At 55.8% G+C, this 15,365-nt stretch carries 17 protein-coding genes; 9 read left to right on the top strand and 8 right to left on the bottom strand.

Translation table 11 applies throughout. From position 1 onward, the window contains the following. Positions 1 to 73: 73 nt before the first annotated feature. Entirely contained in the window at positions 74 to 703 is a 630-nt protein-coding gene (locus VI25_RS24580; RefSeq protein WP_152981468.1) for a hypothetical protein, read from the bottom strand. A 501-nt stretch (positions 704 to 1,204) separates the two neighbouring features. Between VI25_RS24580 and VI25_RS02890 the strand changes: the two genes are divergently transcribed. Beyond that, positions 1,205 to 1,642 (top strand): hypothetical protein, encoded by a 438-nt coding sequence (locus VI25_RS02890; RefSeq protein ID WP_045689467.1) that lies wholly within the window; start codon positions 1,205 to 1,207, stop codon positions 1,640 to 1,642. Between the two features lie 111 nt (positions 1,643 to 1,753). Here the strand turns inward: VI25_RS02890 and VI25_RS02885 are convergent, their stop codons facing one another. The 4 genes from VI25_RS02885 to VI25_RS02870 form a co-directional block, all read right to left on the bottom strand. Next, on the bottom strand, positions 1,754 to 2,158 hold the full coding sequence (locus VI25_RS02885; protein WP_045689468.1) for a hypothetical protein: 405 nt from the start codon (positions 2,156 to 2,158) through the stop codon (positions 1,754 to 1,756). 494 nt (positions 2,159 to 2,652) lie between these two features. Then, entirely contained in the window at positions 2,653 to 2,994 is a 342-nt protein-coding gene (locus VI25_RS02880; protein WP_143436942.1) for a hypothetical protein, read from the bottom strand. Positions 2,995 to 3,330: 336 nt separating this feature from the next. Next, positions 3,331 to 3,693, bottom strand: coding sequence for a hypothetical protein (locus tag VI25_RS02875; protein ID WP_055562248.1), 363 nt, complete (start codon positions 3,691 to 3,693; stop codon positions 3,331 to 3,333). 122 nt (positions 3,694 to 3,815) lie between these two features. Further along, entirely contained in the window at positions 3,816 to 4,316 is a 501-nt protein-coding gene (locus VI25_RS02870; protein WP_045689471.1) for a hypothetical protein, read from the bottom strand. Between the two features lie 158 nt (positions 4,317 to 4,474). Here VI25_RS02870 and VI25_RS02865 point away from each other — a divergent pair, with 158 nt between their 5' ends. Together VI25_RS02865 and VI25_RS02860 are read left to right on the top strand one after the other, a co-directional pair. Beyond that, entirely contained in the window at positions 4,475 to 5,452 is a 978-nt protein-coding gene (locus tag VI25_RS02865; RefSeq protein WP_045689472.1) for an NAD(P)H-quinone oxidoreductase, read from the top strand. Positions 5,453 to 5,604: 152 nt separating this feature from the next. After that, on the top strand, positions 5,605 to 6,258 hold the full coding sequence (locus tag VI25_RS02860) for an NAD(P)H-binding protein (protein WP_045689473.1): 654 nt from the start codon (positions 5,605 to 5,607) through the stop codon (positions 6,256 to 6,258). A gap of 71 nt (positions 6,259 to 6,329) precedes the next feature. Here VI25_RS02860 and VI25_RS02855 read toward each other — a convergent pair whose 3' ends face one another. Both VI25_RS02855 and VI25_RS02850 read right to left on the bottom strand, forming a co-directional pair. Further along, positions 6,330 to 6,953 carry a thioredoxin family protein gene (locus VI25_RS02855; RefSeq protein WP_045689474.1) on the bottom strand — a complete coding sequence of 208 codons (624 nt, stop codon included), beginning with the start codon at positions 6,951 to 6,953 and terminating at the stop codon, positions 6,330 to 6,332. Between the two features lie 106 nt (positions 6,954 to 7,059). Beyond that, positions 7,060 to 7,545: a TlpA disulfide reductase family protein gene (locus VI25_RS02850; protein ID WP_045689475.1), complete on the bottom strand. Its 486-nt coding sequence runs from the start codon at positions 7,543 to 7,545 to the stop codon at positions 7,060 to 7,062. 277 nt (positions 7,546 to 7,822) lie between these two features. On the opposite strand from VI25_RS02850, the gene ispG reads away from it, so the two are divergent. The 6 genes from ispG (at position 7,823) to VI25_RS02820 (ending at position 14,880) form a co-directional block, all read left to right on the top strand. Continuing rightward, a complete protein-coding gene (gene ispG, locus VI25_RS02845; protein WP_055562247.1) occupies positions 7,823 to 9,898 on the top strand; it encodes a (E)-4-hydroxy-3-methylbut-2-enyl-diphosphate synthase in 2,076 nt (691 codons plus the stop codon). 19 nt (positions 9,899 to 9,917) lie between these two features. Next, a complete protein-coding gene (locus tag VI25_RS02840; RefSeq protein WP_045689476.1) occupies positions 9,918 to 10,436 on the top strand; it encodes a hypothetical protein in 519 nt (172 codons plus the stop codon). Between the two features lie 32 nt (positions 10,437 to 10,468). Next, complete coding sequence (locus tag VI25_RS02835) at positions 10,469 to 11,131, top strand: epimerase (RefSeq protein WP_045689477.1); 663 nt, start codon at positions 10,469 to 10,471, stop codon at positions 11,129 to 11,131. Positions 11,132 to 11,242: 111 nt separating this feature from the next. Then, positions 11,243 to 11,563 carry a DUF6984 family protein gene (locus VI25_RS02830; RefSeq protein WP_045689501.1) on the top strand — a complete coding sequence of 107 codons (321 nt, stop codon included), beginning with the start codon at positions 11,243 to 11,245 and terminating at the stop codon, positions 11,561 to 11,563. A 198-nt stretch (positions 11,564 to 11,761) separates the two neighbouring features. Continuing rightward, positions 11,762 to 12,502: a glycosyltransferase gene (locus VI25_RS02825; protein WP_052695371.1), complete on the top strand. Its 741-nt coding sequence runs from the start codon at positions 11,762 to 11,764 to the stop codon at positions 12,500 to 12,502. Then, on the top strand, positions 12,499 to 14,880 hold the full coding sequence (locus tag VI25_RS02820; RefSeq protein ID WP_143436943.1) for a hypothetical protein: 2,382 nt from the start codon (positions 12,499 to 12,501) through the stop codon (positions 14,878 to 14,880). Before VI25_RS02825 ends, VI25_RS02820 begins: the two co-directional genes overlap by 4 nt. Positions 14,881 to 14,889: 9 nt before the next feature. Here the strand turns inward: VI25_RS02820 and VI25_RS02815 are convergent, their stop codons facing one another. Continuing rightward, complete coding sequence (locus VI25_RS02815) at positions 14,890 to 15,351, bottom strand: nuclear transport factor 2 family protein (protein WP_045689480.1); 462 nt, start codon at positions 15,349 to 15,351, stop codon at positions 14,890 to 14,892. Positions 15,352 to 15,365: the final 14 nt, after the last annotated feature.

Below are 15,365 nucleotides of genomic sequence, written 5' to 3'. Positions count from 1 at the left end.
GTTTCAAACAAAAGCCCTTACTACGCAGTGTAGCAAGGGCTTTTGTTTGAAACAGGTTCTATTGCACTTCATTCTAACGGGCTAGCTGGCGTTGCATCAGGTCCATCATTTGTTGCATAAGCCGTTGTTGTTCCTGCAAATGCTGGTTCCGTAGCTCAGCTAGGGCTAATTGATGGGCCATTTGCTGAGTATAGAGTGCCGTTTGCCAGCTAGTGTCTGATGCGGTAGCCGCAGATGCTGTGGCTGGAGCCATTGCTGGTATTTCGGCAGCAATGGGTGGGGTTGGTACGGGAGGAGTAACCGGCTCGGAGCTAACAGGATTTGGCGCTGCAGGTTGGGGTGTTGGTAAAGGTTGGCTGCTGATTGGGGTTTCCTCTATTTTGGAGGGCGATACATCTGGCTTTTTTTCCTCAACAGCTTCCACCGGCACTTCCGTGGGGGCTGTCATCGGGGCAACGGGAGTAGAGCTAGGTGTAGCATAAAGCATGGGGCCTGTTCCTTGTAGAAGCCAGTCTTTAGATACATTTGGATATACTTCAAAGACTTTGCACAAAAGGTCAAAACCAGGTTTATTCCGCTCATCTACAAGATGTTGGATTACCGTGGCGGTTTTATCTAATGAAGCAGCAAAGGCATTTTTAGATATACCCAAATATGAAATAAGCTGAGTGAAGCGTTGCCCAACTGTTTCTTCAACTGCCATAATCCAAATGGTTTACTAGATGTTTGATGCAAATATATCAACAAATGGTTAATACGCTATGCTTTCTATTTATATTCCCCTTATGGGTATGATTCTTTGCTTAATTAAGCACCTGTTAATTCACACGAGTAGACGACTAGCTGTATCACAGAAATGCACAGGCAGCACACACAGGAACAAGTGTATTCTCTTCGGATTTGGCAAGAGCAGCACGGAGGGGCATGGTGCTGCTTACGCTTTTAAGAAATGGTAACACGTATAAATGCGGCTAAGTATAGCCTCCGATGTACGTGACCAATATCTAGCTTCTATCAAGAATACTGGAGCTATGCCTTTTCGCAGCCACATAGAGTCAAGTGATAGGTACAGCGTATCCGAAAAAGAACCCCAAGAAGAACATCATTTTGTAGGGAAAGTCGTGCAGATCGTGGTTTTGTAAGCCAATGCAACCCTTTTGTTCGCTTGAGGATCTACTATCTGCGTTACTAAATTCCACCCGTGATGAAGCACCTACTTGCCTCCTCCTTATTACTGGTTACATTTCTTTCTTGCCAGAAAGAAGAAATACCAGATGCTAACCTTAACGTCTATCCCCAAACGTGGCAGCTAGCTAAAATGACGGGGAATTTTCCAGTTTTTGTTAAAACAGGCTCTGATCTTCCTTTTCAAGAAACGTATGTTTTCCAGGCAGACAGTACCTTTACTAGAACCCGACAACAAGGTGGTCAGGTGATAGAGGTCAGCGGTACATTTTCCGCACGTAGCTACACGGACGGGCCCCATCTAACGCTCACTTACCCGGCGGATAACAACCTCATTAATAATTGTACCGCTGAGCCAAAAGAGACGCTGATCTTCCAAGCGGAAAACAAGACGCTGACGAGCTCGTCGCAACCCTGTGATGGTCCTTTGCTCGAGTATACTATGTCCAATAGATAGTACTCAACTTCCGGCGCAACAGCCTGACTACCTACGAAAGCACTTGAGACAAAGACCAGGGGCAACGAAATCACATCCACCTACGCTGGAACGCAGCGTTAGACGGCTGTTCTAAACCAAGCCGCTAGCCCAGGCGCGCGCTCTGCTAATCTGGTCGAAGCGCTGAATTTCAAAGCGTACATCAGGAGATGCCTGATGATACATTGACGCAATAGTTAGGCGGTTAAGAGTATCGCTAGACTCTAACAAGGCAAAGCGCTGTAAACCAATAGTGTCTAAGGGGAGCAATATCTTCTCGTGAGTCCATTGCAAATCTCGGGGACGGACCGCCCCCAACAGACGGTCGTCGGCAATCCACCCCTTAACTTGAAGCTGACGGCCTAGTTGCAACGCCTGGGTAAGGGAGGCGCGGAAGTCCGTACTGTTGGCGAATCCAAGCCAGTGAGTTTCGAGGGTAGGTGAGGGTACCTCGTGAATGTAAACGTTTAGGTAGGGGAAAGAGAGAGCGGAACGCATGAATAAGGGCACTAGTGCGTTTGAGAGGCCTAGGTGCAGGCTTCTGTAAGCAGAAAATGAAGTTGCTTGGTACGTAAACTATCTGAAACAGATACGTAAACTTGCTAATAATGAATCAATTGCTAGTGCTTTGGCCTCTTAATCAAGAGCCCAAAGCACTAGCAGGTTGCGGCAATACTACACGGAATAATGCTAGTAGCATAGCGCTGGACTTGCACTATGCGCGGCTCTAATAGCCTTCATTCTAAGGAAATCTTTTTGGCCTGTGGAGCACCTGTGGCAACCAGTACGTTGGGTAAGATATCTTTGAAAAGCCCATACTACGTTGCGCTAGTAAAGAGCTAGTGTGGTTACGCGGCAATGGTAGAAGAGAGGACTGTTCTTAGGTGGCCTCTGCACACCCAGGGGAAGCAAATTATTCTTGTAAGGTCTGCCAAGCAGCAAATGCTGCGTGCATAGCCAAGCTGTCTATTCAACTCCTCATTCCGTGAGTGCTACAGAACAGTGCACAGTATTTTAATCAGCGACTCTTGCGCTAAAAGCCACGTAGCGGGCGCAAGCACGGGCGTAGGGGAAGCAACGGGAGAAAGTAGCGTGGTAACGCGAGAAATCTGATTGATAACCAATGGCTTGCTTGGCACAGAGTCGCCCGTTCGGTTGATATGAGGCCATTCGTCGTGCGGCCATTGCAGGAGAAAATACTCACTCTGATCGGTAAGCCGGGCTAGGCGGGCCGTGGCGTAAGGAGTGGAAGGAGAAAGGGCTCGGGTTTGGCTTAGTAGGCCCCGCAGCACTACGCTGCGGCTGTGTGCGGAACTGAGGGTAGAAGCTGGCATGTCGCGAAGTGACGCAACGGAACGCTGAAGCAGTAGGGGCACGGTATTCTGTGTTTGTACCTTCGTCAACGCCGCTTTGAGTAGCAATCAGGAAATAGTATTACTGGGTAAGAGGGTGAGAAAAGAACTCTTGGGCAGAAAAGATAGTAGCGCGCAGAGCTGCCAAGCAGCGCGCAAGCAGGGAGGAGAGGTACGGTACATAGGCTAAAAATTGTGCTAACGGATGCAGACGAGCTTAGGATGCGTTAGAAGCGCGGTAGTTCACAAAAAGCTTCGCTACCGTTGCGCAGCAAAGCTCTTCGTGAGCTACTTACCTCATTTTTTAACTTCAACTGTTCAGGCGAAAGGCACTAAAGCGGAGAGCAAAATAGTTGTCACCTGCTGCCACCGGGTGTAAGACCACGGGTGAGAAGCAGGCACGTAGGGCTGCGCAGCTTCCCGTTTGGCCGTGGCTACCCAGGATAGTAGAACGTGGCGGGAAGGCAGGGGATGCTCAAGCGTGATACTGTCGGGCCAACAGGTGTCGGGCCATTCCTGCAAGAAGTACTCCGCCTGGTCGGCAATGCGGGCTAGCCGGGAGGCAGCGTACGGGTCGGCGTAGCGGATGTGGCGAGCGGCCCGATACAAGTCGCGGAGGGCTGCCCGGGCCGGCGGGAAGTGGGGGGTGCTTCCGGGCGGCAACAGGTAGGTTGGTCTCATGTGAGGCCACCTACGAAGTCGGTTTCCAGGCTGGATTGCCAGTTTTAGCAGAAAAAAAGATAAAGTGCGCAAATGGCTAAACGGGGAATTTTATAGCCAGTATGCGTGTTTTTGGCCGTTTTTTACGCCGGCAGTTGCCGCGGCAATTCGGTTTCGTCGGGGAGTACTTCCGCGCCGGTACCGTGGTCGGGGGCAATACGTTTCCAGGTTGCCTGCTTAAGCTCGTCGAGGCGCAGAAGGGCTTCCTGAACTGTCGCATGTTCGCGCAGCCTGTCGAGGGCGCCTGTCTTACGCACTACTTTCAGCAATTGCTCGAGCACAACTGGCAGGATCCAGCCTACTACGTTAGAAGCTAAAACTCCACGAAGCCCCAGGCGCACCAGCAAACGGGCCGTCATCCGTTCTAACAGCAACGCACGGGCAGCGGGCAGGGCCTTATCGGCAAGAAAGTCGCGCACCAGTTGCAGATTTCCCTTTTGCACTTCCGCCCGTAACACTTCCTGCACGGCATCGAGGGCCGAGCGGGCAGCCTTCTGAAACAAACGGCCAGTTTGCCAGGCCGCCAAGCCGGTTAGATGTCCAGCAGTGCGCAAAAAGTGGGGCAGGAGGGAAATCTTCTTCATGGTACCTCATGGAACGCAAAACTGAGCCTGCGGATACATTAGCCCCGGTTTCCTTACCTAGGATGGCTAAAGCAGGTAGGCTATACCGCGGCTGCCTACGTACTAGGTGAACTAGATTCGTGGCTAGCAAGTCACTTTACCCACCTTTCCTTTTGCAGATGCATAGTATTCTTATCCGCCAGCCTGGTGGCCCCGATGTGCTGGAACTTGGCACCCAACCCGTGCCTGAGCCTGCCGCCCATGAAGTGCTATTACAAGTACACGCCGCTGGCGTAAACCGCCCCGACGTGCTGCTCCGCCAGGGCAAATACCGGGGAAGTGGCGACGTAACGGGTACAGTACCGGGTTTAGAGGTAGCCGGCATTGTTACGCAATGCGGGGCAGATGTAACGCGCTGGCAGCCCGGTGATGCCGTGTGTGCCCTGCTGGCGTCGGGTGGATATGCTGAGTATGCAGTTGTGGATGCGCGCCATTGCTTGCCCGTGCCGACGGGCTGGACCATGACGGAGGCGGCTTCGCTACCCGAAACAGTGTATACGGTGTGGCACAATGTGTTTCAGCGCGGGGCTCTGCAACCCGGCGAAACGCTTTTAGTGCATGGCGGCAGCAGCGGCATTGGCATCACGGCCGTGCAACTTGCTCATGCCCTGGGTAGCCGAGTGGTGGCCACCGTTGGCAGCCCCGACAAACAGGCCGCCGTGCAGGGACTGGGGGCCGATACGGTGATTAACTACCGGGAGCAGGATTTTGAGCAAGTGCTAGCCGCCGCTGGTGGGGTAGACGTGGTGCTGGACATGGTTGGGGGCGACTACACCGCCAAAAACTTGCGGCTACTACGCGACGACGGGCGCCTAGTGTTCATAAATGCCATGCAAGGTGGGCCGGCGGCCTTCAACGCGTTGGAGATAATGGCGCGGCGACTTACCATCACCGGCAGCACCCTGCGGCCCCGCTCCGCCGACTTTAAGGCGGCGCTTGCCAGGGCCGTTGAGCAGCACGTGTGGCCGCTGCTGGCGGCCGGTAAATTTCGGCCGGTCATCTTTCAAACGTTTCCGCTGGGTAATGCGGCGGCGGCGCATCAATTGCTGGAAAGCAGTACCCACATAGGCAAAATTGTGCTGCAAACGGGGGCATAGATCTTTATGGCTTACAAGAAATATGTAAATAATACAATGGTATCTAAAAAAATAGCGACTCGTACATAAGAAAAGCTGCCCATGTACCGTGGGGGCTCGTGCGGCTGCGTTTGTGGCAGCATGGCGTTCTGCTCTTACCTGACCACCTGTGCATGAAGACTGCCTTACTCTTGGGGGCTACGGGCCTCGTTGGCGACTACCTGCTGCGGCAGCTACTCCTCGACCAGCGGTTCGGAGCCGTTAAAGTATTTACCCGCCGAACTACGGGCTACCAAAATCCGAAGCTTGAGGAGCACATCGTCGACTTTGACCAGCCTCAGCAGTGGAACCACTTGCTCAGTGGCGACGTGCTCTTTTCCACATTGGGTACTACCCTCAAGCAAGCGGGCAGCCAAGAAGCCCAGTACAGGATAGACTACACCTATCAGTACCAGGCCGCACAGGCCGCCGCCGAGAATGGGGTGGACACGTATGTGCTGGTTTCATCGGCGGGGGCCGATGCAGATTCGCTTATTTTTTACAGCCGCATGAAGGGGGAGCTGGAGCGTGACGTGCGCAAGCTACCGTTTCGGCGCATCCGCGTGCTGCAGCCCGGTATGCTGGCCGGCCACCGCAAGGAGCCGCGCACGGGCGAAAAAATTGGGCTGGTGCTAGGTAGTATATTCACTCAGCTGCCTCTCCTAAAGCAATACCGCCCCATTCACGGCCGCGTAGTAGCCCAGGCCATGATCAACGCCGCCCTGGACGAGACCCCCGGCGTGAAGACCGATACTTTAGAAGGTGTATTCACACGCGCTGGAGCCTAGGCTTTCTGTTCTATAGTCCCACAAAAAAGCCGGCCCTTGCGCCGGCTTTTTTTATGAGAAACAACAAACCGCTAGGCCCGCTTCCATTTGATAGAGCAGCCAATGGCTTTGGTGGAGTTAACAGTTGCTGGCTTGCCCGCCAGAATATCCGTCATGGCATTTTCCAGATACTTGGTTTTTACCAGCGTAGCATCTTCCGAATTGTCGTCGATGGCGCCAATGTAGCGCACCACAAAGTCGGCGCCTTGGCGGGCAACCACATACAGGTGGGGCGTGCGGGTAGCACCGTACTGCTTCGCAATTTGCTGCGTTTCGTCTTGCAGGTAGGGAAAGCCATACTGCTTGGCCTTAGCTCGTTTCTGCATCTCGGCGAAGGAGTCGCCGGGGGCCACGCCCGGGTCGTTGGGGTTGATGGCAACTACCGGGTAGCCCTGTGGGGCATACTTTTGGTGAAGAGCCAGAATGCGGCTTTCGTAAGCTTGGGCGTAGGGGCAGGTGTTGCAAGTGAAGATCACAATGTAGCCCTTGGCTGCCTTGTTATCGGCCAACGACACCAGCTTGCCATCCACATTCTTAAGCTTGAAATCAACTACTTTATCGCCCACCTGGTAACCCACTACGTCGGGGCGGAGCATGATAAAGCTGCTTAGTGCCAGCACCAGATACGCCGCCAGCAAAGGAAGAATCTTTTTCATGAGATGATGGAAAAAAAGGTGAATGCTAAACCATGAAAGTAGGTGCGCGGCGTATCCAAAGGCGCTAAAATTTCAGCTTGTGCCGTTGCCTATGCCTAGCCGCGTATTACAAAAACGCCTGCAATTGTTTTTGCAACTCCTCGGCAGTGAATTCCTTTTCAAAAGTGGCTCGTTTGCTTTTGGCATTGTTTACCAGCATAGTGAAGGGCAGTGCCCCGCTCCATTTGGCGTCTATCTTGTTAAGATACGTATTAGGGTCGGGTTCATTGAGCAACACTACTTCCGACCTGAGCCCCCGCTTCAGCACAAAGGGTTTTACTTTCTTATCCAGCTGGGAAGCGTAATCCATGCTTACTAGCAGCACCTTCACTTTCTGCTTAGCGTAGGTAGTGGTGAGTTGGTCGAAGTAAGGAAGCTCCTTAACGCAGGGGGCACACCACGTGGCCCAGAAGTTCACCACGTACGTGGTGTCGGTGGCGCGACTCAGGCGCTTTTGCAGATCTGGGAGCTTAATTACCTCTACCTGCTGGGCCTGGCTAGGTAGGGCCAGGAAACAAATGGCGGCTGAAAAAAGAAGAGTAAGTCGGTTCATGTGAAGGTGAGCTAGTTGAGATAAAGATAAGGTAAAGGCTAGGAAGTTGCGGCCCAGCTCTGAGGCTTCTTCCCCAACGAAGTAGCCCCTAATAACGCGTATCCTGTTTCACGCCATTGCTCGCTCTACTAAGGGCCAGATGCCAGCGTAGCGGGTGGCGCAAAATCAAGCCGGGGCTTACTTCTCCGCAGCCCAACAAAGAAAGCCTCGTACCTTTGCCAACAAGCAACTTTACCAACCCCTACGCAGTTTCTGCTACGCATAATCTGCCTGCCGTATGAGCCTGACTTCCAAAATCTACTGCCCCAGCCTCACCGAATACAAACGCCGCCTCTCCCGGGAAGTAAAAATCGGGGAGTTGCCCATGGGAGGGCTCAACCCCATTCGGGTGCAGAGCATGACCACCGTGGATACCATGGACACGCGGGGCTCGGTGGAACAGACCCTGCGCATGGTAGAGGCCGGCTGCGAGTATGTGCGCATCACGGCCCCCAGCGTGAAGGAGGCGCAAAACCTGCTGGAAATCAAGAAGGAACTGCGTAAGCGCGGCTGCAACGTGCCTCTCATTGCCGATATTCACTTCACGCCCAACGCCGCGGAACTAGCCGCCCGCATTGTGGAGAAAGTGCGCGTGAACCCCGGCAACTACGCCGATAAAAAGAAGTTCGACGTCATTGAGTACACCGATGCTACCTACGCGGCCGAGGTAGACCGCATCCGGGAGCGTTTTCGGCCCCTGGTGCAGATCTGCAAGCAGTACGGCACGGCAATGCGCATCGGCACCAACCACGGCTCCCTGTCCGACCGGATCCTGTCGCGCTACGGCGATACGCCCTTGGGTATGGTAGAGTCGGCGCTGGAATTTCTGCGTCTGTGCGAAGAAGAGAACTACTACGACGTGGTGCTGAGCATGAAAGCCTCCAACACGCAGGTAATGGTACAGGCTTACCGCTTGCTGGTGCAGAAGCTTGACGAGGAAGGCTTGCAGCCCTACCCGCTACACCTGGGCGTAACGGAAGCCGGCGAGGCCGAGGACGGCCGCATCAAGTCGGCCGTGGGCATCGGCACGCTGCTGGAAGACGGCCTAGGGGATACCGTGCGCGTGAGCCTCACCGAAGCGCCCGAAGCCGAAGCGCCCGTTGCCAAAGCGCTCATTGACCGCTACACCACCCGTGCTGCCGATGCCAAGCCCATTGCCCCGCTCACGGAAGACTTTGCAACGGCGGGGGCTGCTGCGGCCTCCGGTGCCCACGTATTCAATGCTGATCTGATTAGCAACGACGCCAATCTGTCGCCGATTGATCCTTTCCAGTACCACCGTCGGGCTACCCGCGAGGTCCTGAACCTTGGGGGCCAGAATGTGCCCCGCGTGCTGGTAGACCTCTCGCGCCTGCCCTCACTGGAGTACGCCGACCTGCGGGCTGCCGGCCACCTGTATTCAGCCTTCCTCGACAAGTTTCAGATGAATGACCTGGGCGCCGACTACGTGTATTCGGGCCAGCGCCCGGTGCCGTTTATGCTGCCCAACGGCCTGAAAGAGGTGCTGGACTTCTCGGCTTGGGTTGATGGCGGCCAGCGCCCCGATCATTACCCGGCATTTACGCCCGCCGAATATGCAGTGGCCAGTGCCAAGCATCCGGAGCTGAACTTCGTGTTTCAGACCCTGGATTCGCTGACGCCTGCTACCCTCGACCACCTGCGGGAAGACCCCACGGCCGTTGTAATTCTGCGCACCGACAATGCCCACGCCATGCCGGAAATTCGACGGGCTTTCTTCCGCCTGATTCATAGTGGCGTCACCAACCCCGTTATCATCAGCCGCCAGTACCCTGAGCTAACGCCCGAACAGACTCAACTCTACGCCGCTACTGACGTGGGAGGTCTGCTCCTGGATGGCCTGGGCGATGGCGTAGTGCTCAGCACGGAACTACTGCCAGAGCGTAGCAAAGCCGAGTGGCTCCAGACCCTAGACCAGCTCAACCAACTCAGTTTTGGGATTCTGCAGGCGGCCCGCACGCGCATGTCTAAAACGGAGTACATCAGCTGCCCCAGCTGCGGCCGTACCTTGTTCGACCTCCAGGAAACCACTGCCATGATCCGCAAGCGCACCGACCACCTAAAGGGCGTAAAAATTGGCATCATGGGCTGCATCGTGAATGGTCCCGGCGAAATGGCCGACGCCGATTACGGCTACGTGGGCGTAGGCAAGGGTAAAATTGCTCTCTACCGCGGCCAGGAAGTCATCAAGAAATCCGTGCCCGAAGAGCAAGCCGTAGACCAGCTCATCGACCTCATGCGCGAGGACGGCAAGTGGATTGAACCTATGCGACTAGAGGAATCGGTGGTCGGGTAGTACAAGCAAAAGCGCGTTCATGATGCATGCGGAAATGATGCGACAGGCTATGGAAATAGCCGGCATCAAGATGAGAGTACATTCTGAACCGTTACGAGACGAGAATAAAGAGGTGCTTCGCCGAATTGGTTTGCCGGAAGAAGCACAACAGTTCTTTGTAGCCTTTTCTTTCAACATAGATCTTGAAATCGGAGAGCTACACTATGACCAGGCAAATTGCTTCAAGAAAAATCTTGAGTGGGAGGATGGTTTCCAACGAGCCCTTCGCGCGGGTTTGCTAGTGATAGGCAGCGGATCAACGGGTGATCCAATTGCCCTGGATATTCAAGATCTGCAGGCTGGCTATCTGTTTCATGATTATTTCTGGGAACAGGAGGCGGAAGACCCAAGAAAGTTCTTCATTAAGATGAACTGCTCGTTAGGCCAGCTCTTTTTGAATTCGGTATCTGTGGAGGAATACCCAGTAGATGCGTACGAAGCCGCTGCGTATATGGGCTCTGAGTTCACTGGTTACGAAGACTTGGAGGATGATCGTTAAAGCATCCGCGCCGCTTATCCGTCTGCTTCCCCATGAAACTACGCGTTATCTTAACGGGGGCTACCGGCATGGTAGGAGAGGGCGTACTGCTGGAGTGCTTGAACAGCCCCGAAGTGGAGCAGGTGCTCTCCCTTAGCCGCAAGCCCAGCGGCCGCCAGCACCCCAAGCTGCGGGAAATCCTGCACGCCGATTTCCACAACCTCTCACCAATCCAAGACCAGCTTGCGGGCTACAACGCTTGTTTTTTCTGCCTGGGCGCCTCGTCCGTGGGTATGAAGGAGGCGGAGTACCGCCGCCTGACCTACGACCTCACCCTGCATTTCGCCCACATACTACTGCCCCGCAACCCCGACCTCACGTTCTGCTTCGTGTCGGGGGCGGGTACGGATGGTACCTTGAAAAGCGGGCAGATGTGGGCGCGGGTAAAGGGCGAAACGGAAAATGCCTTGCTACAACTGGGCTTCGCGCACGCCTACATGTTTCGGCCGGCTTTTATGCGCGCTACCCCCGGGCAGAAGCATGTGAAAGGCTACTACCATTTGATTGGGTGGCTATATCCGGTGTTACGGACGGTAGCGCCCAAGTACGTTTCTAAGCTATCAGAGCTAGGGGAGGCCATGATTCGGGTGGCGCAACGCGGCTACTCCAGGTCAGTTCTGGAGGTGCCCGACATCGTGAAACTGGCTAAGGAATAGGCCACGCAAGCGCCAAAAGCGTAAAACCACAGGAGTAGCCTGGGTAGTGCGTAGGGTCCTCTTCTTATTTTATTGGAGTGGGTTCTGGGCGGTACCGTTACGTATATCTGTATGGCCTCCCGTTTGCTAACCTTGCCTGAGTTGGGCTTGCTGCTTTATATGCTGCGCGGCAAACCGCACGTAGAGCACCTTTTAGCGGTATTGCCCACGGCCCAGGTAGAAGACCTGACCGATGGTGGCGTGGGAAGCATCCGGTTCGTGAGCACAAAGCTGCGCCGCCGCTTGGGTAGCTCCATTGCGGAACTGTGGTACTCGGATGAGGATGGGGTAGCCGTGCTGGCCTCGCTTTACCTAGATGAGGAAGGCGAGCTATACGAACTGGATAGCTGGAAAGTAGACGGTTCTCCTTTGCGGCGCGTACCCGTTTTCTGACCGCCGTACGCTTGCCACTGTGGTCCTAGGGATTAGTGCTGAGCGGAACCCCATGAGCCAAGCGAGTAGGAGCTAAGCCGCCGGCTTTAGGGATAGTACTAGTCACCATTCGGCAAGTAATAAGTTGAGCTTGGTCGGGAGCTGGAACAATTCCCGGATATTTGGTAGAATTTTCCTGCCCTTTATTCGCTTTTCCGCTTGAGTCGGACGCCCGCCCCTGCTTCACCACTGGCCCTGGTACTGCCCTGTTACAACCCGCCCGCCGGCTGGACTGCCAACATTGTATCCAGCTTAGCCCGGTTCGAAGCTCTATTGCCTACCGAAGCCCGCCCCGTGCACCTCTACCTCGTCAACGATGGTAGCGCCGCCGTTACCGACGACGACGTGCACTTCCTGCGGGCCAGCCTGCCCCACTTCACCTACCTCACGTATTCCCTAAATAAAGGCAAGGGCTACGCCTTGCGCACGGGCATCAGTCAGGTAACGGAGCCGATGTGCCTGTTCACCGACATCGACTTTCCGTACGAGGAAACCAGCATGGCTACGGTGCTCGAAGCCCTGCGGACGGGCCAGTGCGATGTAGCCGTGGGCACCCGCGACGAAGCGTACTACGCCAAAGTGCCAGCCGGCCGGGTGTTCATTTCCAAGATGCTACGCCGCAGCACGGGCCTTTTACTAGGTTTGCCAGTTTCGGATACGCAGTGCGGGCTCAAGGGCTTCAACGAACAGGGAAGACACGTATTCCTGCGCGGAAAAATCGACCGGTACCTGTTTGACTTAGAGTTTATCTTTCTGGCTTCGCGGCCTGGCGCCCGCTTGCGGGTGCGGCCAGTGCCGGTACGTCTCAAGCCAGGCGTTATCTTTTCGCGCATGAATCCGAAGATTCTGCTCAACGAAAGTGGGAGCTTCCTCAAAATTCTGCTGGCCCGATTTATATGAGTATGCAAGTGCGCAATCAGCGGAGCCGGCACTGGCTAACGCTGGTCGTGGTGTTGGCCGTTGGGCTGCTGGGTAGTGCGCTGTTTGCGCCCATTGTGGAGCATCCAGGGGGCTACCTCTTCAGTAGTATTGATGATGGTATCAAGAACTACTACACCGCGGCGTGGTATGTGCAGCACGACACTGCGTGGTGGTTCAGCGGTATGAATTATCCCTTCGGTGAACACGTGGTGTTCACCGATAACCAGCCGCCGCTGGCCTATGTCTTAGGGGTGTTCCACCGCCAGGGTGTGGCCTTGGATGTGGTAGCGGTGTTCAACGTGCTGATGCTGCTGGCCCAACTATTGAGCGTGCCGCCGCTGCTGGCACTGTTGCGGCGCTGCCGCCTGCCCGCATGGTATGCGGCCTTGGCTACTGGGCTCATTGTATTGCTGGCGCCTCAGCTAGAGCGCATGCTGGGCCACTACGCGCTGTCGTACTCCTGTGTCATTCCCTTGCTCTGGTATGCGCTGGTGCGGGCCACTGAAACCACTACGCGCCGGCCAGGCTTGTGGTATGCTGCCTACGCCACGCTCACCACGGTATTCGGTTTTCTGCATCCCTACTACTTAGCCATCAGCGCCTTGCTTTTGCTGGCGCACAGTGCTGTAGCGTGGTGGCAGCGGCCTAAGGCGCTGCGCGGTCGGCCGTCTGTCGGTTTTTGGTTGCGGGTGCTGGCCACGGTAGCCGTGCCGATGGTGCTGTTTCAGGCGTCATTGGCACTGACGGACCCTTTCGCCGCCGATCGGCCCACCAATCCCTACGGCTTCTTTGCTTACAGTTCTTCGGTGTGGAGTGTGTTCTTCCCGGTTGAAACGCCAGTGCGCGAAGCGTGGCAGCGCGTCTTCCATACCCCCGATCCTAGCTGGGAAGGCCAGGCGTATGTGGGTCTTGTGGCTACTCTTATCACCCTGGCTACTCTGGTACGGGTAGGGCAGCGGCTGCGGCGCCGGCAGTGGCGCCGACTCCGATGGCCGGCCCTGCCGCCAGTGCTGCGCGTAAGCCTTTGGGCCGGGCTATTGATTCTACTTTTTTCCATGGGCTGGCCGTTTCGGTGGGGCTTAGAAGGGCTGCTGAACTTCCTCGGGCCCATCCGGCAGTTTCGCTCTATTGGGCGCTTTGCCTGGATCTTCTACTACTTCTACTCCGTGTACGCTGCGTATGCGCTCTACCAAGGCTTCCGTTGGTTGCGCCAGCGTGGCCGTAAGGAGGTAGCTACCGGCGTATTAAGCGCCTGTTTGCTGCTGTGGGCCGTGGAGGGCGTCTTCAACACGGCCCACAAATCCTACCGTATTCTGCATCCTGAGCGCGGAAGAGGCCGCACGCTGAGCGCTACTTCCACCACCTACCCCCAGCGGCTGCGGCAAGCTGGTCGCCAAGCCCAAGAGTTTCAGGCTCTGGTGCCACTGCCGTTTTACCTCTTGGGCAGCGAGGTATTCTCAATTGGTCACGGCGACAAAAGCTCATACGAGAGCATGCGTGCTTCGCTGGAGATGGGAATGCCGCTGGCCGCCACTATGCTGTCTCGCACGCCGCTGTATCAGGCCCAAGCTACCGGTCAACTGCTGAGCCACCCAGCCATCGACAAGCCCGTGTTAGCTCACTACCCCGACCAACGGCCTTTGCTGGTGCTCGTAGCGGCCGGGGAAGAGCTAGATTCAACAGAAGCTTCACTGCTTGCCCGGGCCCATATTTTCTACCGCGATTCCACTGTATGGTTGGCCGAGCTACCCATAAGCCAGCTGGAAAACCGGCCCGCACTTACCGCCTCCTTCCGGCAGCAACGCGCTCAGCTAATAGCCCGCCCCGGTTACTGGGCGTCGGCCTCGGCTCCGCAGATAGTGCACCTAGGCTTCGATACGCCCGCCCAGGAGCCTTCCTTTAGCGGGGCCGACAAGCTGCCAGCATTCCAAGGCGGTAGCGCCCAGGGGCTGCGCAAGAACGGATTCTTTCTGCTGAATCAGCCGCAGCAGCAAGCTGGCTGGTACGAAGCCTCCATTTGGGCCTATGCCCGCACCACCGACCTGCCCACCCTGCATGGCAGCCTGCTTAGTGCTACCGGTGCCGTGCTCGATAGTGCGCAGGCCCACACGAAATATAGCCCCGATATTCTAGGCGACTGGGTGCGGCTGACCGTGCGACTGCGCGTGCGCCAGCCCGGTCAGCGCCTGCGCTTCTGGATGCGCGGCCGAAAAGTGTGGTTTGATGAGTTTGAGCTGCGCCCCGCCGCCGTCACTAGTTGGCGGCAGCCTACGCCCTCGGCCCCGTTGGTGCGCAACAACTATCCTCTCATAGCCCCACCTTTCCCCGCCGAGCTGCCAAAAGACCGGCGGAAGTAGCCACGCCCGCTACTTACACTTTTCCTTGCGGCGCGTGTCGATGATGTGGGCAATTTTCCAGCCGTCTGTGAGCTTCACGAGTTGGAAGGAGTTGTATCCACAATGGCTGAAGGTGCTACCCAGGTAAAATTCATACGGCGTCCACACGCTAGCCAAGTTGGCATCAATCAAAACCTTATCGAAGGTGATGCGCTCATCCCAAACTTCCTTGTGCGGGCTTCCTACTGCTTTTACAAACTCCGTTGGGCTTTCCGGTCGGAGCACCGTTTGGCCATTGCGGGAGCTGAGCGTGTGAAACACAGCACCTGGCGCTAGGGTACGGCGCACGGCTGCGCTATCGGCGCGGCGCATACCATCGAAAAACGCCTGAATGGTTTTCTGCACGGCTGCCGTTTCGGAAGCGGGCGTTTGAGCCGTTACGGCGGTAGCCGACCCTACGATCAGCGCAAAAACAAGACGAGTATGGAACATAAAAGGAGGGTAGG

The organism is Hymenobacter sp. AT01-02 (assembly GCF_000961955.2).
Taxonomy (GTDB): Bacteria; Bacteroidota; Bacteroidia; order Cytophagales; family Hymenobacteraceae; genus Hymenobacter; species Hymenobacter mucosus.
This window is presented reverse-complemented; position numbering and strand designations above follow the sequence as displayed.